Source organism: Arenibacter sp. F20364 (genome assembly GCF_023015905.1).
Taxonomy (GTDB): Bacteria; Bacteroidota; Bacteroidia; order Flavobacteriales; family Flavobacteriaceae; genus Arenibacter.
This window is the reverse complement of the sequence record NZ_JALKBD010000019.1, coordinates 48,799-67,640: the sequence shown is the minus strand read 5'-3', so window position 1 is coordinate 67,640 and position 18,842 is coordinate 48,799. Positions and strand designations below refer to the sequence as shown.

The following is an 18,842-nucleotide window of genomic DNA, read 5'->3' as shown; positions in this document are numbered from 1 at the left end:
GCTTATGGCTGACTAAATTTGTTTATGGCAATTACTTTGGCGGGATCGGCTTGGGTTCCCCAAATGTGAAGCTTTCCTTTTTGGTCTACTTGCAGGCCCACGGCCGAATTAAAATCGACCCCATTCTTACAGTTAAAGGTTTTGGAACTGATTTTTTCCATAATAGGATCAAAAGACCCTAGCTTGCTAACAAGTATCAGATCGGCAGTCGCAACCATATCTTTTTTATAAAACCCAATGGCATATATGGCGGATGAATCCTTGATAAGATTGATGGATTGATAACTCCCCCAACCTTGGGGAGCCTTAAAACTAAAAAGTAATTCCTGTTTCCCATTTTCCGGTTCCACATGGTAGAAGTCCCAATTACGAGAGTCCCAATTGGCCACTACAGCTAAAAACCCTTCTTCCATGGCCAACAAGCCCGTTGCTCCAGCAGTAAAACGCTTGGCCTCACCTTCCCGGTTTATGGTGATGCCAGGCTGGGCATCGGCCAACGAATTTTTTTGATAATTGTATAGACCTACTGTGGAAGTAGTTTTTATAATGTTATCTTCCATACCAACAATCAAATAAGGTTCGCTAACCTGAATTCCTCCGGCATGGCGGTACGGATCTTTCATTAAGGTTATTAGGGTTTCTGAATTGAGGGTTGTCAGGTCTATCTGTAAAACGTAGGCCTTGGATCTGGAACTCCCGGAAACAAGAAGTTTTTCGGTCCCGTTTTTATTGATGAGTTGCACCCCCTGAAAATGCCCATGGCGGTGTGGGACTTTAATTTTATTGTTGATTAAAATCACTTCGGGCTCTGAACCTAGGGCGTCAAAAGCTAGGGGTACATTTTCAACTTGCTGACCCAAGCTAAGCACAGGATGCATCAGCAGCTGGGCCATTAAAAAAATCCTTAAAAATACATGCGGTGTTCCCAAGGCAAAATCAATTTAATTATTATAAACTTTTTGGCTAGTACAGTTTACAATCACCATAAGCAAAACTAAAACCAAGATATGCATATTTTTTTTCAACAGAAGTGGCTATTACCCTGCTGCTTTGAATTGTAAATATGGGCATTTTTTATAGTTTAAACGATTAAATATCTATCTTGGAGCTGATTTTTTTAATTTTTTATTCAAAAAGCCAATTATGTTCAAAAGATTTAGACATCAAGTCCTTAACCTTGGAATAATTCTAATGTTTTTATTATCTCCCTGCCTTGGTTGGTCCCAAACCAATTATTCCGTCTTGGATTTTTGGAAGTATTATTCCGATGCCGAAAATTTACTTTACAAACAGCAAGCTGAACTTTCTTTTGAAAGTATCGAAAAAAGAAAGGAATCCATATCAATGCTGCATACCCAGGCAGATTGGACCGAACGGCAGAAATTGGTAAAGGACAAACTACTGGAGTCCATAGGGCCTTTTCCTCCAAAGACCAATTTAAATCCGGTTGTCACCAAACGAATTAAAAAGGAAGGTTATAGTGTTGAAAAGCTATATTTTGAATCCTTGCCCGGTCTAAAGGTTACGGCCGCGTTTTTTATTCCACAAGGAAAAAAAAGGGACCTGCCCACTATTATTTATTGCAGTGGCCACAGCGATTTGGGATTTAGAAGTGATGTCTATCAACATGTGATTTTGAACCTGGTAAAAAAAGGCTTTGCCGTTTTTGCATTTGACCCCTATGGGCAAGGGGAAAGATTGCAATATTTTGATGAAAAGGAAGGGAAATCGCGTTTTAGTCCTACACGCGAACATTCCTATCCGGGGGCCCAGCTTTTTATAAATGGAGCCTCCACTGCCAAATATATGATATGGGACGGCATAAGGGCAGTGGATTATTTGCTTACACGTAAGGAAGTGGATCCAGAGCGTATTGGGATTACGGGCAGATCTGGTGGGGGGACCCAATCTTCCCACATCGCCGCCTTTGATGATAGAATCAAAGCCGCTGCCCCGGAATGCTATATCACCACCTTGGAATATCAATTAAAATCAGGAGGGCCTCAGGATGCGGAGCAGAACTTTCCAAAAGGTATTCAACTTGGTTTGGACCATGCCGATCTTTTGGAAGTGAGGGCACCCAAACCAACTTTGATGATCACTACAACACGCGATATTTTTAGTATTCAAGGGGCGAGGGACACCTATGAGGAAGCTAAATTGGCCTACAAGGCCTTCGATAAGTTGGAAAATCTTTTGATGGTAGAGGACAATGCCGGACATCAATCCACCATAAAGAATAGGGAAGCCATGTATGCTTTTTTTCAAAAGCACTTGGATAATCCGGGAAACTCCAAGGATGGGGAGGTAACTATTTTTCCGGTGGAAGAATTATATGTTACGGAAACGGGTCAGCTTGCAACATCGGTCGGTAGCAAATTTTTGTTCGATGCAAACAAGGCTTTGACGGATAGGAATATGGAGGAACTGAACAGGGAAAGAACAAAGTTGGACCACCATTTAGTGGACCTAAAACAAAAAGTGTATCAAATATCGGGTTATACCCAAGGTGCCAAGAAAGGTAAATTGATTTTTTCCGGACAGACGGAATTTGAAGCCTATTACCTTAATAAGTATGTGATAGAACAGCCTGGGGATAACATTATTCCGTTTGTGGCCTTTGTGCCCAAACAAACCACCAAGCTATCCGCCCTTTATCTGGATAATATAGCGGATAAGAAATCGGATGAAGCCTATACCGTTCCAATCCACCTCGTTAAAAAAGGGGTAACCGTAATTGTACCGGATTTGCCGGGATTCGGGGAATTGGGCCCAGGCTATTTAAAAGGGGATGCCTATTTTGAAAATACCTCTTACAATCAATGGTTTGCAGGTATTTTGAACGGAAAAAGTACCGTATCCCTACATGTGGAGGCTATAGAAACTCTCCTTCTATTTTGCAAGGAAGAAATGGAATTGAATAACAATGAAATTATTGGCATATCCAAAGGGGGCTTTAATTCCAGTTTGTTGCACGCTTCGGCCTTAGGGGTAGACTTTAAAGGCATGCTGTTTTTGGATCCTTTGCCATCATTTGAATCCATCGTTTTCAAGAAGGACTATGACCCTGTCTTGATACCTTTTACCGTGGCCGGTGCCTTGCCACATTACGATCTTCCGGATCTGTCTGCAGCCTTTGCGCCAGGGGCATTAATGTTGGTACAAGAGTCGGAGGAAGAAGCTATGGGGTCTGGGTACTTGCAGTCGTATGATTTTGTAAGGGAACATTATAGTTCCATGAACAAGGCCAACAACTTTTCTATTGAAAAAAATGATTCTGGGGCGGGAGCAATGGATTCCTTGGATAAATTCATATCCAACCTCTAGCGGTATACCCATAAATTAATCAATAGTATCATGAGAATCTATTTATTTCTTGTAACGGGAATTTTAAGTATAGTAGGCTGTAAAGATGCACATCCGGCCAAAATGATGTCTGAAGCGGATAGCCTTCTATTGGACAAAGCACATGAAAATGCCATTTTAGCCAATGAGGGATTTATTAGGAGTGGGAAATTTGTTCATGGCTGGTTGGAGATGGCTGATCCCGAATCTGGATTAATTCCTAGAAATCTTGAAGCTGACACGGACATATGGAACGCAAAAGATGCCGCTGCAGATAATTATCCTTTTATGGTACTCACTTCTTTTTTCACAGATCAGGATTTATTTGATGGGACAATGTTGGATATGTTACATGCTGAAAAAAAACTCACTTCTAGAGTTAACACCCTTCCCGATACCTATTCCTTTTCTAAAAAGGATTTTCAAAATGAAAAATTGAATATGGCTGAAATTATTTTTGGGACTTCGGAATATATCAAGGATGGCTTGCTGCCCCTTACAGAATGGTTGGGGCAAAGTTCTTGGTCGGATAGAATGTTGGAGATGCTTTACGATTTGAAGAAGGAGGTAAATGTTGCCGATGGGATATCTAAGGATGGTTCCAATGCTACGCGGGAAGAAGTGAATGGTGAATTGTTACAGATCCTTTCCCGAATTTACTGGATGACCGGTGATGAAAAGTTCTTGGACTGGGCTATAACGATTGGGGATTATTATCTATTGGGTGATCACCATCCAACAAAGAATTTGGAATACCTTAGGTTGCGGGATCATGGTTGTGAGTTAATATCGGGCTTATGTGAATTGTATGTTTCCACAAACTTTGCCAGGCCACTTAAAAGGACAGCCTACAAAAAGCCATTACATGAGATGATGGACAGGATTTTGGAAGTTGGTAGAAATGGAGACGGATTATTCTATGACGCCATAAATCCTCAAACAGGAGAAATTGTACAGGAACGCCCTGCCGATAATTGGGGCTATACCCTCAACGGATTTTACGCTGTTTATATGTTGGATAAGGATCCCAAATACAAGGAAGCCATATTGAAGATATATTCCAATTTAAACAAATACACCAATTTTGATTGGGAAAAGGGGAGTGCCGATGGGTACGCGGATGCCATTGAAGGCGCCCTTAATATGTACAATCGGATTCCAGATCCCACCGTTGCCAAATGGATGGACAGTGAAATAAATGTGATGTGGGCAATGCAACAGGAAAGTGGCATAATAGAGGGCTGGCATGGCGATGGCAACTTTGCCCGGACCACCATTATGTATAATTTATGGAAAAGTAAGGGTTTGTATGTAAAGCCTTGGAGAGATGACCTATTACTTGGAGCGGAGCAAAAAGGGGATTCTTTATTGATCTCCATAAAATCAGAAAAGCCCTGGAAAGGAAAACTTTATTTTGATAAGCCTAGACATAAGACGAATATGAAATTGCCTATGGATTGGGCCAGGATCAACCAATTTCCTGAGTGGTTTACGGCAGATAAGGATAGGGAATATACATTGCAGGATTATGACCAATACGAACTTACTAAATATCCAGGCAACCAGCTGATAGATGGCATTGATATTGAAATAGAGGACAATAAAAGGATGGTAGTATATTAGTTGCTTGTATTGAGCAATGTATAAATCCAAATACCAGTTTATGATCCAGCATACAGTAGTACTCAAGTTAAAATACCCCAAAGGCTCGCCTGAAGAAAAAGAGTTTCTTTCCGCAGCGGCTAAATTGAAATCTATACCTGGAGTCCACAATTTTCAATCCTTGAGACAAATAGGGAAGAAGAACGATTTTGATTATGGTTTGTCAATGGAATTTAACAACATGGCGGCTTATGAGGTTTATAATGTACATCCGGACCACACCAGGTTCGTGAAAACCTATTGGGCAAAGAGCGTTGAAAAATTTCTGGAAATAGACTATGAACCAATTGTCTGATGTTACCATTTATTGAAAACTACAGCACAGTTGTATGGAATATGCCAGTATCCAAAATGGTTCCACACAGGCATATTAATTTATAGCTTTACCTGGGGCTGATTTTGAAGTCGCGGGTCCTTGGATTTAATTGTGACAGGCCTATTTTCCATTACCTCTGTAATTCTCTCCAAGGTCTCCGCTTCAAGCCTATGCATGGCTTCTTCGGTGTAGAATGTTAAGTGGGGCATAAGGATCACATTGTCCATTTCATAAAGATTCTTTAATGGATGGTCCGTATTGTTTAGTGGCTCCAAACTATAGACATCAAGGCCGGCACCGGCAATTTGCTTTTTCTCCAAGGCATCCAAAAGCGCCATTTCATCTATTAAGGCACCTCTAGCAGAATTAATAATTATTGCGTTCTCTTTCATCACCGCAAATTCCTTGGCGCCTATAAGGTGTTTGGTTTCTTTGTTCAAAACGGCATGTATTGAAATAAAATCGCACTCCTTGAGCATTTCTGTAAGGTCATCATATTTCTGAATTCCCCTTTTTGCCAAGTCCTCTTTGGTCTTGCTGGGGTCGTAACCAATAACTTTTGCCCTAAACCCAAGTCCCGCCATCCTAGCCATGCTACTTCCTATTTTACCGCAACCGATAATTCCCAGGGTTTTTTCGGCAAAATCCAGTCCCAGCCACTCCCTACTTGGCCATACCCAAGCATTGCTTTTCATTTGTTTTTGTAGTGCAGGCAACTTTTTGGCCAAAGATATCAGCATGGCAAAAGCACCTTCCGCCACGGTCTCCTCGGCATATTCTGGAATATTGACCACTACGATACCCTGCTGGTTAGCGGCCGGAATATCAATGGCGTCTATTCCAACTCCATATTTTACAATTGCCTTGAGCTTCTTTGCCGATGCTATAATTGGCTTGGTAATGGGGGTATAGCACATTAATAGGATATCGCAATCCTCTAATTCTTTTATTAATACTTCTTCTGATACCCCGTCTGGGAGTAAAACCAGGTCATGTCCTTTTTCCCGAAGTGTTTTGTCTACAATTGGAGTTTCTAGCTCCATATCGGTTCTTACTATTTTCATATTTCAAATAATCGGCAATAGTTGGTTATTTTAATGGATACCTAATAATGATAAGGCATCTTATAAAACAAATATAGCAGAAAAGAACAGAGCATTTAAATATAGTATTCCGAGGATTGTTTTATTTCTTTCAGGACGAACGTACTGTTCAATACTCCAATATTTTCAATCTTGGAGAGTTTGGTCTTTACAAAGTCGTGGTATTCTTCAAGACTTTTGGTATGGATTTTTAAGATAAAATCCACCTGTCCCGCCAAATGGTAACATTCCTGCACCTCATCCAATTGTTGTACCTGTGCCTCAAATTTTTCAATAAAGGCTTCATTATGATATCGCATGGAAACTTGACAAATGACTGTAATGGATCTATCTATTTGTTTTTTATCCAGAATGGCCACATACTTTTTAATGACACCTTGTTTTTCCAACCTACGGACTCTTTCATAAACAGGGGAGGGGGTTAGGTTAAGGATGGCCGCAATTTCCTTGGCTGTTTTTTTCGAATCTTTTTGTAAAATTCTGAGAATGGTTATATCTGTTTGATCAAGTTGCTCCATATGGGACTAAAAAATTACTTTAAAATCGATTTATTTAAGTGTTAAAAAATAAATATTACTTTAAATAAAGTAAATATAAGCGATAATTACTTAAATATTGTATCCATTTACATTATTGACTTGTTATTTGTAATTTAGACAGTAATTAACGCTTTTATTGATTAGATTAAAAAGAAAAATTATGAATGCAAAAGTTCTAGTGATCGGAGCCAATGGACAATTGGGGTCTGTACTTGTAAAGGCGCTACAACATAGGTATGGGGATGAGAACGTGATTGCTTCCGACATTCAAAAGGTAAATAGCTTTAATGGGGTATTTGAGTTATTGGATGCCACTAATATGAATAAAATCCAAGATGTGGTTTCCAGTCACGGTATAACGCAGATTTACCATTTGGCTGCTATTTTATCCGCTAAGGGGGAAGCAAATCCGTTGGGAACCTGGGAGCTTAATATGAATATGTTGTTCAATGTTTTGGAAGTATCCAGAATCAATGGGTTGGATAAGGTGTTTTTTCCGAGTTCCATTGCCGTTTTTGGGGAAGATGCCCCATGGGTCAATACACCAAACAATGCTTATCTAAATCCTGCAACCGTTTACGGGATGAGCAAGGCTGCGGGTGAAAACTGGGCACAATATTACTTTTTAAGATATGGCTTGGACGTAAGATCCATTCGCTATCCCGGGATAATAGGTTACCAATCTTTGCCCGGAGGTGGTACAACGGATTACGCGGTGGATATTTTCCATAAGGCAGTATTGGAAGAGGAGTTTGTTTGTTTCCTAAATGCAGATACCACCCTCCCAATGATTTTTATGGATGATGTAATTAGAGCTACCTTGGAACTGATGGAGGCACCCAAAAAAGATATTAGAATTAGAACGGCTTATAATCTTGCCGGAAGTAGTTTTTCCCCAGAGGATATTGTGAAGGAAATCTATAAGTACTATCCAGAATTTAAGGTAAAATATGAACCGGATTTCAGACAGGATATTGCGGCCCGATGGCCTAAATCAATTAATGATGTTGAGGCTAAGGTTGATTGGGGCTGGCAACCCAAGTACGACCTGGAAATGACTGCGCGAACCATGATAGAAAAGCTTAAAGCACAGTACATACCACATGAATAGACCCTTCACGGCTATTTGAACAAAACTCAAGGCCTATACCTGAAATAGGCACTTAAAAAGAAATAATAAACATGTATACAACAGTAAAAAAAGAATTGCAGCAAGAGCTGGAAGCTATTAAGGTCGAGGGACTTTATAAGGAGGAAAGAATAATTACGACACCCCAAGGGGCGGAGATACAAACCACCAACACCAAAGAGGTGCTGAATTTTTGTGCCAACAACTACTTGGGACTTTCGGCACATCCAGAGGTGATCAAGGCTGGTAAGGAGGCTATTGATACGCACGGCTACGGACTGTCGTCCGTTCGTTTTATTTGCGGTACACAGGACATCCATAAAGAATTGGAACGCAAGACCGCTGAGTTTTTGGGAATGGAGGACTGTATCCTTTACGCCGCCGCATTTGATGCTAATGGTGGGTTATTTGAGCCTATTCTTGGGGCGGAAGACGCCATTATTTCCGATGCGCTCAATCATGCTTCCATTATAGATGGGATAAGGCTGTGCAAGGCGAAACGTTTTAGGTATGAGCATAATTCCATGAATGACTTGGAGGAGCAATTGAAAGCGGCCAAGGGCTCCAGAAGAATATTGATCGTGACCGACGGTTCCTTTTCAATGGACGGAACCATTGCACAATTGGATAAAATCTGCGATTTGGCGGATAAATATGAGGCCATGGTCATGATAGACGAATGTCACTCCACTGGTTTTTTAGGAGCTACCGGCCGTGGTTCCCATGAATATAGAAATGTAATGGGTAGAATCGATATCATTACCGGAACCTATGGCAAGGCCCTTGGTGGAGCCTCTGGTGGATTTACTGCAGCTAGAAAGGAAATTGTGGATATGCTAAGACAACGTTCCAGGCCGTATTTGTTTTCCAACACCTTAGCACCATCAATTGTTGGGGCTTCCATAAAAGTATTGGACCTGCTTTCTTCCTCAACAGCGCTTAGGGATAAACTGGAGGCTAATACTAAATATTTCCGGTCTGCCATGACCGCAGCCGGTTTCGATATTGTTGCGGGAGATCACCCTATTGTTCCCGTAATGCTCTATGAAGCTCCCTTGGCCCAAGAGTTTGCCGCCAAATTGTTGGAAGAGGGCATTTATGTGATCGGTTTTTTCTATCCGGTTGTTCCGAAAGGAAAGGCCCGAATTAGGGTGCAGTTGTCCGCAGCACATGAACAGCATCATCTGGAAAAGGCAGTGGAGGCCTTTACCAAAGTAGGGAAGGCGCTAAAAGTAATTTAAGACCGTCTTAGGAAATGGCATTGGAACCCTATGGAAATTCTGTATACCAATGCCATTAGGTCTTAAGTTTTGGCCCCTTGTTGGAATCGTAAATTTTAAGTAAATGATAAACATGTATAACACAGAAAACAATTCCGGCAATGACAAGGGGTACGGAATTTAACACAGCGCCATAAATAATGTAAAAGAAACTGGAAATTAAATGCCAAAGGCGGAATTTGCCCATATCCTTTTTGGTGATGGCAAAGAAACCGGTAAGGATGGCGATATAGCCAATGCTCTCAATTGCTAAGTTTGTCATTTTTTAAATTTTTTAAGGTTCTTTCCTTGTAATCGCTTTGATTCACTTTTTCTTCAATTTTTAAGAATTCCTCCAAAAAGTTTGGACTGTCTTCCAGTAGGTCCATTACGGTCTGTCTTCCTGCGGTCCAATATTTTTCGAAAAGGGGTAATTGCCTATGGGCCTTTTCTGTCAAGGTTAAAATTTGTCTTCTTTTGTCCTGGTCATCGGTCTTGGTCTCCACATGCCCATTTTTTTTCATCTTGTTTATGATTTTTACAACGGCAGGATGTGAGAATTGTAATTTTTCCGATATTTCGGTAATAGTCATAGCCTCATTTTCCTGTAAGAGAATGAAGATCAAGTTCCAATTGGGTTCAATATCCAGTCCTTCTGATTTATACAACTCTTTAGTACTATAGAGTAGGGCATCACTTAGTCTCTTAAGCCTACTGGTAAGTCCAACAAATTCTATTTCGGTTAAAAAATCTTTCATAATTTTCAATTTAAGTAACTGGTTACACAAATATATTTAAATTTTAGTAACTAGTTACGTAATTTTTAATTTTTTAATAGTTAATGGTTCTGCATTGTATCCGACTTATGCAATATATGAAATGACCTGTGTTGAATTTACTGTGCCCATATCACGAAAGTGTTCTATTGAAGTAGAAATCTATCTAACTCCTGAGATCCAAAAGGTATTTGATTAAAATAGAGAATAATTGATTAACTAAATAGAGGATCTTTTATCAGTTGAATATTATAGGAAGAATGTTTAACTTTCAAAAAAATAATAAACGACCACCATGGTAAAAGAAATCACGCTTACAGTAATTACAATTGTATCCTATTTAGGGTTTTCCAGCGCCTTAATGGCGCAGAGTAGCTCGGACGATCATACGCATCATGCGCATGAAAACAATGATGTAGCACATCATCACCACCATGGCCCTATGCCCTCGGATGATATTCCTTTGCAGGCGAAACTGGTAACGGGTCAGGGTGAATACATTTTTTCCTGGGACCAAGAATTAACAGCGGCCTTTCCAAAAGAAGCCCATGAATTTGAACCGGGAATGCACGGTGGATTTAATGAAGATCCTGAAACAGGAATCGTTTATACCGGGATACCAGGCTACGGACTTTGCTCCATAAGCCCCGACCTGAAAGAATGGTCTACTATTGGTACCGATCAGCGTTTAAAGGATAATATTCACGGTATTGTTTTCTTTGTACACAAAGGAAAAAAATACCTTGCCGTAGCACAGGAAGGAAAAAGAGTATTGGTCTTAACCTTGGATGGTAGAATCGTAAGTGAAGTTTTGAAGCCCACCGGTAATGAATTCAAGTTTGCGGAAGCCAATGATTTTTTCAGATCAAAGGACAGTAATTTTGGGGTTACGGATGTTACCTACCTCAATGGCACTCTTTATGTAGCCCACGGTTATTCTGCTGGGGATTTTGTAATGACCATAAAGGAAAAGAATGGAGCATGGAGTTGGGGAAAATTGGCCTGGGGAGGAAAAGGTGATAATCCAGGTCAGTTCCAGACGGCACATGGTATCTATGCCCACGAAAACCATATTCTAGTGGCCAACAGGGCGGCCGGACAGGTGGTGAAATTTACCAAAAAGGGTAAGTTTGTAGAGACTTTTAATGATATTCCAGAGGGAAGTCTTGTTTGTAATGTTTCTTATAAGGATGAGCATTACTTCCTAAATGCCCTATCGGCCTTAGGGGAACAAAAATCGGCACCTATATATGTGCATACTGGTGAAGAGTTACTTTCGACCATTATTCCTGGAGATTTGGATATACCGGTATTAACAAATATTCATCAGGTTTGGCCACACATTGTGACAGAAAATGGATCGAAGCATTTGTATCTACTAGTGCACGGATGGAACAAAGGCAAATTTGCCGTCCTGAAAATGGAAAAATAAAAAGCTAAGGCCTCCTTTTAAGGGGGCCTTTCTTTTAATCCCAATATCTATTTGATAGGGCTAAGTACAATATTCCTATAGGCCACATTGCCATGATCTCCCTGCAGATAGATTGGCCCTGGGCTCAATACATTCGATGACATAGCCCCGCCCGTAGGACCCCAAGCAGGTTGATTATCAATTATTTTTTTGCCGTTAAAGATTACCGTTACATGTCGGTCCACCAAGGTAATATCAAATGTCTGCCATTCCCCAGCGGGTTTTTCAGCTGCTTCACTGGGCGTAATACGGCTGTATAAGGCTCCCATATTATGGGAATCCAATTCTTTTCCGTAGGAATCCACCACCTGAATTTCATAAAGTCCGCGTAGGTAAACACCACTATTGTTACCTTCTGGAACCATGACTTCCAACTTCAGGTTGAAGTCGCCAAAGTCCTGCACGGTTCTAATGTTTCCATAAGAAATATGTTCGCCATCTTCAGGTTGAACGGGATCGTTTGTCAGCGTGCCGTCTACCACCTTGAAGCCGTTGGCCTTATTTGGGTCCATTAATTCCCAGCCACTCAAATCCTTTCCGTTAAATAGTTTGATCGGCTTTTCGTATTTCAGTTTGGACAGATCAGGTGTGTCCGGCATGGGAGGCATGCGTTTTCCAGTAAAATTTTTGATGGATACTCCATTCCCGGCCCTATTGGGGCTGCTCATGGTACCCATTAAGACATCGCCCACTTTTTTGACCTCTATGGTATAGGTCACTGTATGGCTACGATCCGAACTTCTTTTTACCTGATTGGTACGTGTTACTCTAAGTGTGTTGTCGTTTAGCAGATAAACGTTGGATACAGGAACTACACTACCACCGATCCATAAAAGCTCTGCATCCAAAAAGCCTTGGTCTTCGTGTACGTTTAGCCAGCCTGCACCGCCACCTTCAATATCAAGGCCCCACATGCCCATAAAAGGATTGGCCAAAAGTGGTTGTGCCGTACTATTTGCAAAGCTGTTAAGTGCCATAATTAGCAATATTAGAGAAGTAATTGTCCGTTTCATTTTACTGTGTTTTAGTATGGGTTAAATTCTGTCCAACAGAGATTGGTGTTATCTTTTGAAGATAATCAATTATTTGAAAAGAAGATTCATTTGAACACGATAAATTCAACCAAACTTTCGAGCCTATACTGCTATGATCCGTTTCAACAGTTGTCGTTTTGGTCGCTCTGCTAATTGAATAAGGGACATGATATTGTGAACAGGTCATAGCATGGAATCAATTCTTTACAAAGACCATACAATGTTGCCAAGGTAGGTTATCTATGTTTCGCTTAAGCTTCATACCCGCCGCTTTCATTTCCTTCACTGCCTGTGCTTCCGTCATTTTATGCAATTTTTTTATAGGTACCGACTCATCTTCACCCCGGTATTCAATTAAAAATATTTCTCCATCGGATCTAAGGGCTTTTTTAATGGAGGCCAATATTTCTGCAGGATGATTAAATTCATGGTATACATCCACCATGAGCACCTTGTCCAATGAGTTTTCGGCCAGGTTTACACTTTTTTCCCCACCTTTTATAACCCTTACATTTTTAATTTGGCCCCGATCTTTACGACTATTGATCACTTGGAGCATTTCATCTTGGATATCAACGGCATAGATAAGCCCATGCCGGGCCAATTTCGCCATCTTAAAAACGTGGTAACCAGATCCCGCACCAATATCGGCTATAATGTCCTCTGGGCCGATAGCCATATTTAGCAATAGGGTAGTGGTGTTCTCCTCTTCTTCACGCTCTGGACGATCTAACCATTGCATTCCCTGATATCCCATCACATGTGCAATTTCCCTTCCCATATACCATTTGCCTATACCATTGGGGTCACCTTTTTTATAGGTATAGAATCCATTAGGGGTATCGATTTGTGCAACCCCGGTGTAGATTGGCATAAAAACCAATATTAAAACTAAAGTGTGAGCAACCTTTTTCATATGTCCGTTAAATTTAAGTTCTTTTATAAAGATAGTGATACGGGTTATTTTCACTATGCATTTTTATTTCAATAGTAAGAAGCCCTGAAATGAATATCTCAAATTCAAAATTTTAATTTTCAGTCCAAGTTATTTCCTTTTTATAATGCCATAAACCAAATTGATCATAAAAATGATTTGTCCCAGAATCAACATGAGGACCATCCAAGCAATGGCGTAGGTGATACTGTTGTTGAATTCAAATTCCATAATATCTTTTTTGAAAGGGAATGTTATTGAGAGGTATAGTTTAAAGGCGCAAATTCTTTAGGTTAATCCAGCAAGCCACTGGAAAAAATAGGTTCTTTTATAATTCACGTGTAACAATCCCTTAACTTTATGGGAAATCATGAAATTATGAGCGTTGAAAAGGAAGCCGTAGGGCTCAAGAAACAACTCGGTACAGTGCAAATTCTATTGTATGGAGTTGGAACCATGCTGGGTGCGGGTATTTATGTGCTGGTAGGTAAAGTAGCGGGTTATGCGGGAACGTTGGCGCCTCTTTCCTTCCTTATTGCAGGGATTTTAGCAGGATTGACTGCATACTCATATTCCCTTCTTTCCCCAAGATTTCCAAAAAGCGGTGGAGAAATTGTCTATGTAAAAAGCGCCTTTAATTCCAAACGGTTGGCCTCCTTGGTTGGTTGGGGGGTGATTTTTACGGGCTTTATTTCAGCCGCAGCAATTATCAAAGGATTTGTTGGTTATCTGGACGTGTTCATAGAAATACCCGATGCCTTGGTTATCATCGTTAGTTTAACGCTTCTATGTATACTTGCCATATTGGGTATTGGCGAATCCTTGAACGTGATCGGTTTAATTACATTGATTGAAGTTGGGGGTCTCATCTTTGTCATTTTTGTGGCAGGTATCGATATGGAGAAATTTACTTCGCAGTTTTCCGAAATGTTCATTAAGGCACCGGGCTATGACGTATTTGCAGTTTTTCAAGGTGCGTTCCTGGCTTTTTATGCCTTTGTTGGTTTTGAAGATCTGGCCAATGTTGCTGAGGAGGCCAAAAACCCAAAAAAGAGCATGCCCGTAGCTATTATGGGCAGTTTGTTCATCGCCTTGTTCCTATATATCGCTGTTGCCGTAGTAGCCGTGATTTCCTTGCCCCTTAATGAACTTTATTCCACGGATGCCCCAATGGCGGAAATAGTCGCTCAAAAGGGGGAACAATATGCCTATATTATTAGTGTCATTAGTTTGGTGGCTGTCCTGAATGGGGTATTGGCACAGGTTATAATGGGTTCAAGGGTTCTTTACGGATTGGCCGGCCAGAACAGCGCTCCCAAAATGTTCCATAAGGTCCATAAGAAGTACCGTACTCCTTTGCTGGCCACCATCGTAATAGCTCTTGGGATTGTAGTCTTGGCTATTTTCGTTCCGATAGTCGACTTGGCCAATGCTACCAGTTACGTAATTATAAGCGTTTTTACACTGGTCAATCTCTCACAGAGCAAGTTGGCTTTTAGCGATATTGGAAAAAAGAAATGTTGGAGGAGCCGTAAGTTTATCCTACCATTGCTCGCTGCCCTGCTATGTATTGTATTCCTTGGCTATAAAATCTTGGCGGAGGTGTAGCTTCCTTCATTAAAAATATTGATTTAGAGCGAAGTTATAGTTCCAATTAGAAGGGTTGTGAAAAATTGGGTGTTCACATTTTTATGAATCCATGCTAATATTGGGCATATTATTTGGACATGGGGCACCCCACTTCAAAATGATTGGAATTGGCAACCGCTAAAGATGGGCCATAACCCATTCTAATCTAGCATATGTAAGTTATTCTTCATAGTTTTTTACCAAAATTGGACTGACAAATATCATTGTTGTCCTTTTATTAAAAGGATATATTTGAATTCACAAGCTTAAATATTTCGTTATTATGACCCGAAGAATATTATGTCCTACAGATTTTTCAAAGAATGCTCAAAACGCCATTAAGTATGCCGTTGAATTATTCAAGAACGAAACCTGTGATTTTTATATTCTCAACACATATCAGGCCGAAGCCTATACGATGGAGCTTGCCATTGCCAGGGATTTGGAGGAGTTACAGAAAAAATCGAATAATGGTCTGGGTATTATTCTTGAGTGGCTGTCAGCTGACGATAATTCTAAAAATCATAAGTTCCGAATGGTATCGGAGTGCGGTAATTTATTGGACACAATGAAAACCATAATAGCCAAACAAGATATAGATTTGGTTGTTATGGGTACCAAAGGAGCTACCAATTCCAGAATAGAAATTTTTGGCAGCCAAACTGTGCTAGCCATGGAAAAAATCAGGAACTGTCCGGTACTTGCCATACCGGCAAAAACACTCTTTAAAGAGATAAAGGAAATTGTTTTTCCAACGGACTACCGAACAACCTTTAAAAGAAGTGAATTTCAGTCCCTGGTGGACATTGCAAAAATCGCTAATTCGGCAATCAGTGTTTTATATGTCGATACCAATGATGAAGACCTTGATAGGGATCAAATTACCAATAAACATCTGTTACAAGATTATTTTGAGGAATTGGATTATTCATTTCATACCTTTAAGAACAAGGATGTGCAAGCAGCAATTAATGCCTTCATACAAAGTCGCGGAAGTGATATGGTTGCCTTTATTAATAGAAAGCACAGTTTCTTGGGAATGATATTGTCACGGCCAATGGTAAAAAATCTTAATTATTATAATAATATCCCTGTATTGTCCTTACACGACTTAGCAAGATGATCCTTGAACCGATCGATATGATATGGGATATGACCAATATCATAGGATAAAAATGTTTTGTAAAATATTTTTAATATTCAAACATAAAATAATACTCCATGAGAATTTTAATTCCCACAGATTTTTCTGAATTATCTAAAGTAGCGATCAATTATGCCTTGGATTTTAGTAAGGATGTAGACGTAGAGCTCATTTTGCTACATGTGATAGACACCAATGTGCCTTCAATGGCCAGGATCGGCTCCAGTAAGCTGCATGAGGCTATACAATCCAGTTCTGAAAGATCAATGAAAGAACTTATAGCGTCTATCAAAAAAGATAATAGCCATAATATCGAAATAAGCACTGAAATTACCTCTGGCGCTTCAATTGAAAAATATGTGGAAATGTTCGCAGTAAAAAACGATATAGATATGATCTGTATCGGAACCAAAGGTGCCAGTGGTTTAAAAAAGATTCTCTTTGGAAGTAACGCGGCCGGTATTATACAAAACAGTAGCATCCCTGTCCTCACTATTCCCGAATTTGCCCGGTATAAAGGTATTGAGAATATTGTCTATTCCAGTGATATGTACAATCTTGAAAATGAGATCGCCCTAATTGTCCCATTTGCAAAATTAATGGATTCATGGATTCAAATTCTACACATCGATAAGGATAACGAACGTTTTGAAGGAGATATAGAACAAAAAGAAATGAGTTTGCGAAAGGATTTTTCCTATCAAAAAATAAAGTTTACTGAACTTAAAATTGACTCTGTTATTCAAGGAATCAACAAATTTGTGGCAGACGTTGATGCAGATATGGTGATTATGTTCACCCATCACACCAATTTTTTAGAAAAGGTTTTTCAAAAGAGCGTTACCCAAAATACGGCATTTCAAACTAGAATACCTCTTTTTACCTTTCAAAAGGAGTCATAAATTCTGAGGATTACTATCTGGGGGAGAACCAAATGATTTTAGCCTTTTTTTATTTTTTGATGTCAAAAGGTTGAAAGAACTAATTTTTATCCCAAAATTCGCTGGAGAAAAACTTAGTGTTCGAGCTTCGCCAATTTCAATGATCCGTAATATTTTTAGAACATAATTAAAGTCCAATAGGATAAAATAGTCACGTGCATTACCTAAACGAAAGCCACATCCTTCTATTTCTTGTACAAGTCCTTGTTCTTCTTGGATTTGCAAGAACCCTTGGTGTGCTTTGTGAATCTCTGAAGATTCCGGCCATAGCAGGTGAGATTCTAGCGGGCGTTCTTTTGGGGCCAACACTTCTGGGCCGGGTATCTCCGGACCTGCAAAATATGCTCTTTCCCAATAATGAGGCCCAATACATAATGCTTGAAACAGTTTCCTGGCTAGGGGTCTTCTTTCTATTGCTCTCCTCAGGCTTTCATGTTAATGTGGATCAGGCACTGCGCAGCGGGCGTTCATCCATCCTAATAGGTATTGTTGGTGTGCTGTTTCCCATTGCCGTTGGATTTCCAGTATTCAGTACTTTTAACACCAGCTATTGGGGAGATGCTGCAACGGCAGTCTCATTCCCTCTGTTTTTGTCCGTAGCAGCCTCAATTACGGCAATAACTGTTGTTGCACGTGCCTTAGGCGATCTCGGAATCAGTAAAACGCCTCAGGCATCGCTAGCCCTTTCGGCCTGTGCTATCAATGATATTTTTGGGTGGTTATTATTCACTGTGGTGATGTCCTTGGTAACCGCCCATACAATGAGTTTTATTGATCTGGGCGGAAAGGCATTACTTGTAATAAGCTTTATTACCTTAAGTATTATCGTTGGGGCCAAAATATTGAATTTTGCCCTAAAACGTGTCCAAGCTACTTCATTACCTCAGCCTGCAGCGGCACAAACCCTAATTGTGAGTGTTGGTCTGCTTTGTGGAGCTATCACTCAGTGGATGGGAATCCATGCTATTCTGGGATTCTTCCTTGCCGGTACCATGGCAGGGAGTGCCAAAAGGGTAACAGAGGATTTACGCAACAGTGTCTCCGACACCTTACACGCTATCTTTGTTCCCCTATTTTTTGCTACACTTGGCCTTAAAATTGATTTCTTGGTAGGGCTGGAACTATGGCCTACTGTTATCTTTTGTGCAGTTGCCATTTTGGGCAAGTTTGTAGGCGCCTGGTTAGGAGCAAGAATGGGCAAGCAATCCCAACAAACCTCTATTTTATTGGGCTTGATCTTCATTCCGGGCGGGGCCATGGAGATTGTGGTTGCCACGCTGGCAATTGAATTGGAACTTATTGGTCAGGCTATATTTGTGGCCATAGTATTTTCGGCTCTGCTATCTTCAATTCTTGCTGGTCCCCTAATTGGAATCCAAGCACGTCGCCTTGGGATCGGGAAAAGTACAAGCGCTCTGCATACGAAAGATAAACCCTAAACCTGAATATTTATTGGAAGGGTCGGGTAGAAAGGAACAAACGCCCAACTTAAAGCAATGGTCTTAATTCTTATATGTTCTTGATATTGAGGAAGGAGGTTTTGTCATTTCTTAATTGCTT

Annotated in this window: 17 protein-coding genes; 10 read left to right on the top strand and 7 right to left on the bottom strand. The window is 40.3% G+C overall.

Annotated features, from left to right (window positions below):
- Positions 1–2: 2 nt before the first annotated feature.
- Positions 3–929, bottom strand: coding sequence for a hypothetical protein (locus MWU84_RS15810; RefSeq protein ID WP_246903274.1), 927 nt, complete (start codon positions 927–929; stop codon positions 3–5).
- A gap of 214 nt (positions 930–1,143) precedes the next feature.
- On the opposite strand from MWU84_RS15810, the gene MWU84_RS15805 reads away from it, so the two are divergent.
- From MWU84_RS15805 to MWU84_RS15795, 3 genes are read left to right on the top strand one after another with little or no spacing between them, the layout of a single operon-like run.
- Positions 1,144–3,327 (top strand): acetylxylan esterase, encoded by a 2,184-nt coding sequence (locus MWU84_RS15805; RefSeq protein ID WP_246903272.1) that lies wholly within the window; start codon positions 1,144–1,146, stop codon positions 3,325–3,327.
- Positions 3,328–3,357: 30 nt separating this feature from the next.
- The gene (locus MWU84_RS15800) at positions 3,358–4,968 is read left to right on the top strand and encodes a hypothetical protein (protein ID WP_246903270.1); all 1,611 of its coding nucleotides are present in this window, start codon (positions 3,358–3,360) and stop codon (positions 4,966–4,968) included.
- A 40-nt stretch (positions 4,969–5,008) separates the two neighbouring features.
- Positions 5,009–5,302 (top strand): Dabb family protein, encoded by a 294-nt coding sequence (locus MWU84_RS15795; RefSeq protein ID WP_246903267.1) that lies wholly within the window; start codon positions 5,009–5,011, stop codon positions 5,300–5,302.
- Between the two features lie 80 nt (positions 5,303–5,382).
- Here the strand turns inward: MWU84_RS15795 and MWU84_RS15790 are convergent, their stop codons facing one another.
- Complete coding sequence (locus tag MWU84_RS15790) at positions 5,383–6,387, bottom strand: NAD(P)-dependent oxidoreductase (protein ID WP_246903265.1); 1,005 nt, start codon at positions 6,385–6,387, stop codon at positions 5,383–5,385.
- Positions 6,388–6,482: 95 nt separating this feature from the next.
- Positions 6,483–6,944 (bottom strand): Lrp/AsnC family transcriptional regulator, encoded by a 462-nt coding sequence (locus MWU84_RS15785; RefSeq protein ID WP_246903253.1) that lies wholly within the window; start codon positions 6,942–6,944, stop codon positions 6,483–6,485.
- Between the two features lie 181 nt (positions 6,945–7,125).
- Here MWU84_RS15785 and MWU84_RS15780 point away from each other — a divergent pair, with 181 nt between their 5' ends.
- Together MWU84_RS15780 and kbl are read left to right on the top strand one after the other, a co-directional pair.
- Positions 7,126–8,076, top strand: coding sequence for an NAD-dependent epimerase/dehydratase family protein (locus MWU84_RS15780; protein ID WP_246903249.1), 951 nt, complete (start codon positions 7,126–7,128; stop codon positions 8,074–8,076).
- 71 nt (positions 8,077–8,147) lie between these two features.
- Positions 8,148–9,335, top strand: a complete 1,188-nt coding sequence (kbl, locus tag MWU84_RS15775) for a glycine C-acetyltransferase (protein WP_246903246.1) — start codon at positions 8,148–8,150, stop codon at positions 9,333–9,335.
- 55 nt (positions 9,336–9,390) lie between these two features.
- On the opposite strand, the gene MWU84_RS15770 is transcribed toward kbl, so the two are convergent.
- Both MWU84_RS15770 and MWU84_RS15765 read right to left on the bottom strand, forming a co-directional pair.
- Complete coding sequence (locus MWU84_RS15770; protein ID WP_246903243.1) at positions 9,391–9,636, bottom strand: YgjV family protein; 246 nt, start codon at positions 9,634–9,636, stop codon at positions 9,391–9,393.
- The gene (locus tag MWU84_RS15765; protein WP_142189033.1) at positions 9,617–10,111 is read right to left on the bottom strand and encodes a helix-turn-helix domain-containing protein; all 495 of its coding nucleotides are present in this window, start codon (positions 10,109–10,111) and stop codon (positions 9,617–9,619) included. Before MWU84_RS15765 ends, MWU84_RS15770 begins: the two co-directional genes overlap by 20 nt.
- Positions 10,112–10,424: 313 nt before the next feature.
- Between MWU84_RS15765 and MWU84_RS15760 the strand changes: the two genes are divergently transcribed.
- Positions 10,425–11,561 carry a hypothetical protein gene (locus MWU84_RS15760; protein WP_246903241.1) on the top strand — a complete coding sequence of 379 codons (1,137 nt, stop codon included), beginning with the start codon at positions 10,425–10,427 and terminating at the stop codon, positions 11,559–11,561.
- 47 nt (positions 11,562–11,608) lie between these two features.
- Here MWU84_RS15760 and MWU84_RS15755 read toward each other — a convergent pair whose 3' ends face one another.
- A complete protein-coding gene (locus tag MWU84_RS15755; protein WP_246903239.1) occupies positions 11,609–12,613 on the bottom strand; it encodes a DUF1080 domain-containing protein in 1,005 nt (334 codons plus the stop codon).
- Between the two features lie 217 nt (positions 12,614–12,830).
- Complete coding sequence (locus tag MWU84_RS15750) at positions 12,831–13,508, bottom strand: methyltransferase domain-containing protein (protein WP_246903232.1); 678 nt, start codon at positions 13,506–13,508, stop codon at positions 12,831–12,833.
- A gap of 420 nt (positions 13,509–13,928) precedes the next feature.
- On the opposite strand from MWU84_RS15750, the gene MWU84_RS15745 reads away from it, so the two are divergent.
- The 4 genes from MWU84_RS15745 to MWU84_RS15730 all read left to right on the top strand — a co-directional run bounded on the left by MWU84_RS15745 (position 13,929) and on the right by MWU84_RS15730 (position 18,721).
- Entirely contained in the window at positions 13,929–15,176 is a 1,248-nt protein-coding gene (locus MWU84_RS15745) for an amino acid permease (protein ID WP_246903229.1), read from the top strand.
- A 304-nt stretch (positions 15,177–15,480) separates the two neighbouring features.
- Entirely contained in the window at positions 15,481–16,320 is an 840-nt protein-coding gene (locus tag MWU84_RS15740) for a universal stress protein (protein WP_246903227.1), read from the top strand.
- A 98-nt stretch (positions 16,321–16,418) separates the two neighbouring features.
- Entirely contained in the window at positions 16,419–17,243 is an 825-nt protein-coding gene (locus MWU84_RS15735; RefSeq protein WP_246903225.1) for a universal stress protein, read from the top strand.
- 194 nt (positions 17,244–17,437) lie between these two features.
- Entirely contained in the window at positions 17,438–18,721 is a 1,284-nt protein-coding gene (locus MWU84_RS15730; protein ID WP_246903223.1) for a cation:proton antiporter, read from the top strand.
- Positions 18,722–18,842: the final 121 nt, after the last annotated feature.

Excerpts from the sequence above, each read along its gene's own strand:
- MWU84_RS15765 (WP_142189033.1), bottom strand. The coding sequence starts at position 10,111 with ATGAAAGATTTTTTAACCGAAATAGAATTTGTTGGACTTACCAGTAGG.
- MWU84_RS15770 (WP_246903243.1), bottom strand. The coding sequence starts at position 9,636 with ATGACAAACTTAGCAATTGAGAGCATTGGCTATATCGCCATCCTTACC.
- kbl (WP_246903246.1), top strand. The coding sequence starts at position 8,148 with ATGTATACAACAGTAAAAAAAGAATTGCAGCAAGAGCTGGAAGCTATT.
- MWU84_RS15735 (WP_246903225.1), top strand. The coding sequence starts at position 16,419 with ATGAGAATTTTAATTCCCACAGATTTTTCTGAATTATCTAAAGTAGCG.
- MWU84_RS15750 (WP_246903232.1), bottom strand. The coding sequence starts at position 13,508 with ATGCCAATCTACACCGGGGTTGCACAAATCGATACCCCTAATGGATTC.
- MWU84_RS15805 (WP_246903272.1), top strand. The coding sequence starts at position 1,144 with ATGTTCAAAAGATTTAGACATCAAGTCCTTAACCTTGGAATAATTCTA.
- MWU84_RS15740 (WP_246903227.1), top strand. The coding sequence starts at position 15,481 with ATGACCCGAAGAATATTATGTCCTACAGATTTTTCAAAGAATGCTCAA.
- MWU84_RS15755 (WP_246903239.1), bottom strand. The coding sequence starts at position 12,613 with ATGAAACGGACAATTACTTCTCTAATATTGCTAATTATGGCACTTAAC.
- MWU84_RS15760 (WP_246903241.1), top strand. The coding sequence starts at position 10,425 with ATGGTAAAAGAAATCACGCTTACAGTAATTACAATTGTATCCTATTTA.
- MWU84_RS15745 (WP_246903229.1), top strand. The coding sequence starts at position 13,929 with ATGGGAAATCATGAAATTATGAGCGTTGAAAAGGAAGCCGTAGGGCTC.
- MWU84_RS15795 (WP_246903267.1), top strand. The coding sequence starts at position 5,009 with ATGATCCAGCATACAGTAGTACTCAAGTTAAAATACCCCAAAGGCTCG.
- MWU84_RS15800 (WP_246903270.1), top strand. The coding sequence starts at position 3,358 with ATGAGAATCTATTTATTTCTTGTAACGGGAATTTTAAGTATAGTAGGC.
- MWU84_RS15780 (WP_246903249.1), top strand. The coding sequence starts at position 7,126 with ATGAATGCAAAAGTTCTAGTGATCGGAGCCAATGGACAATTGGGGTCT.
- MWU84_RS15790 (WP_246903265.1), bottom strand. The coding sequence starts at position 6,387 with ATGAAAATAGTAAGAACCGATATGGAGCTAGAAACTCCAATTGTAGAC.
- MWU84_RS15785 (WP_246903253.1), bottom strand. The coding sequence starts at position 6,944 with ATGGAGCAACTTGATCAAACAGATATAACCATTCTCAGAATTTTACAA.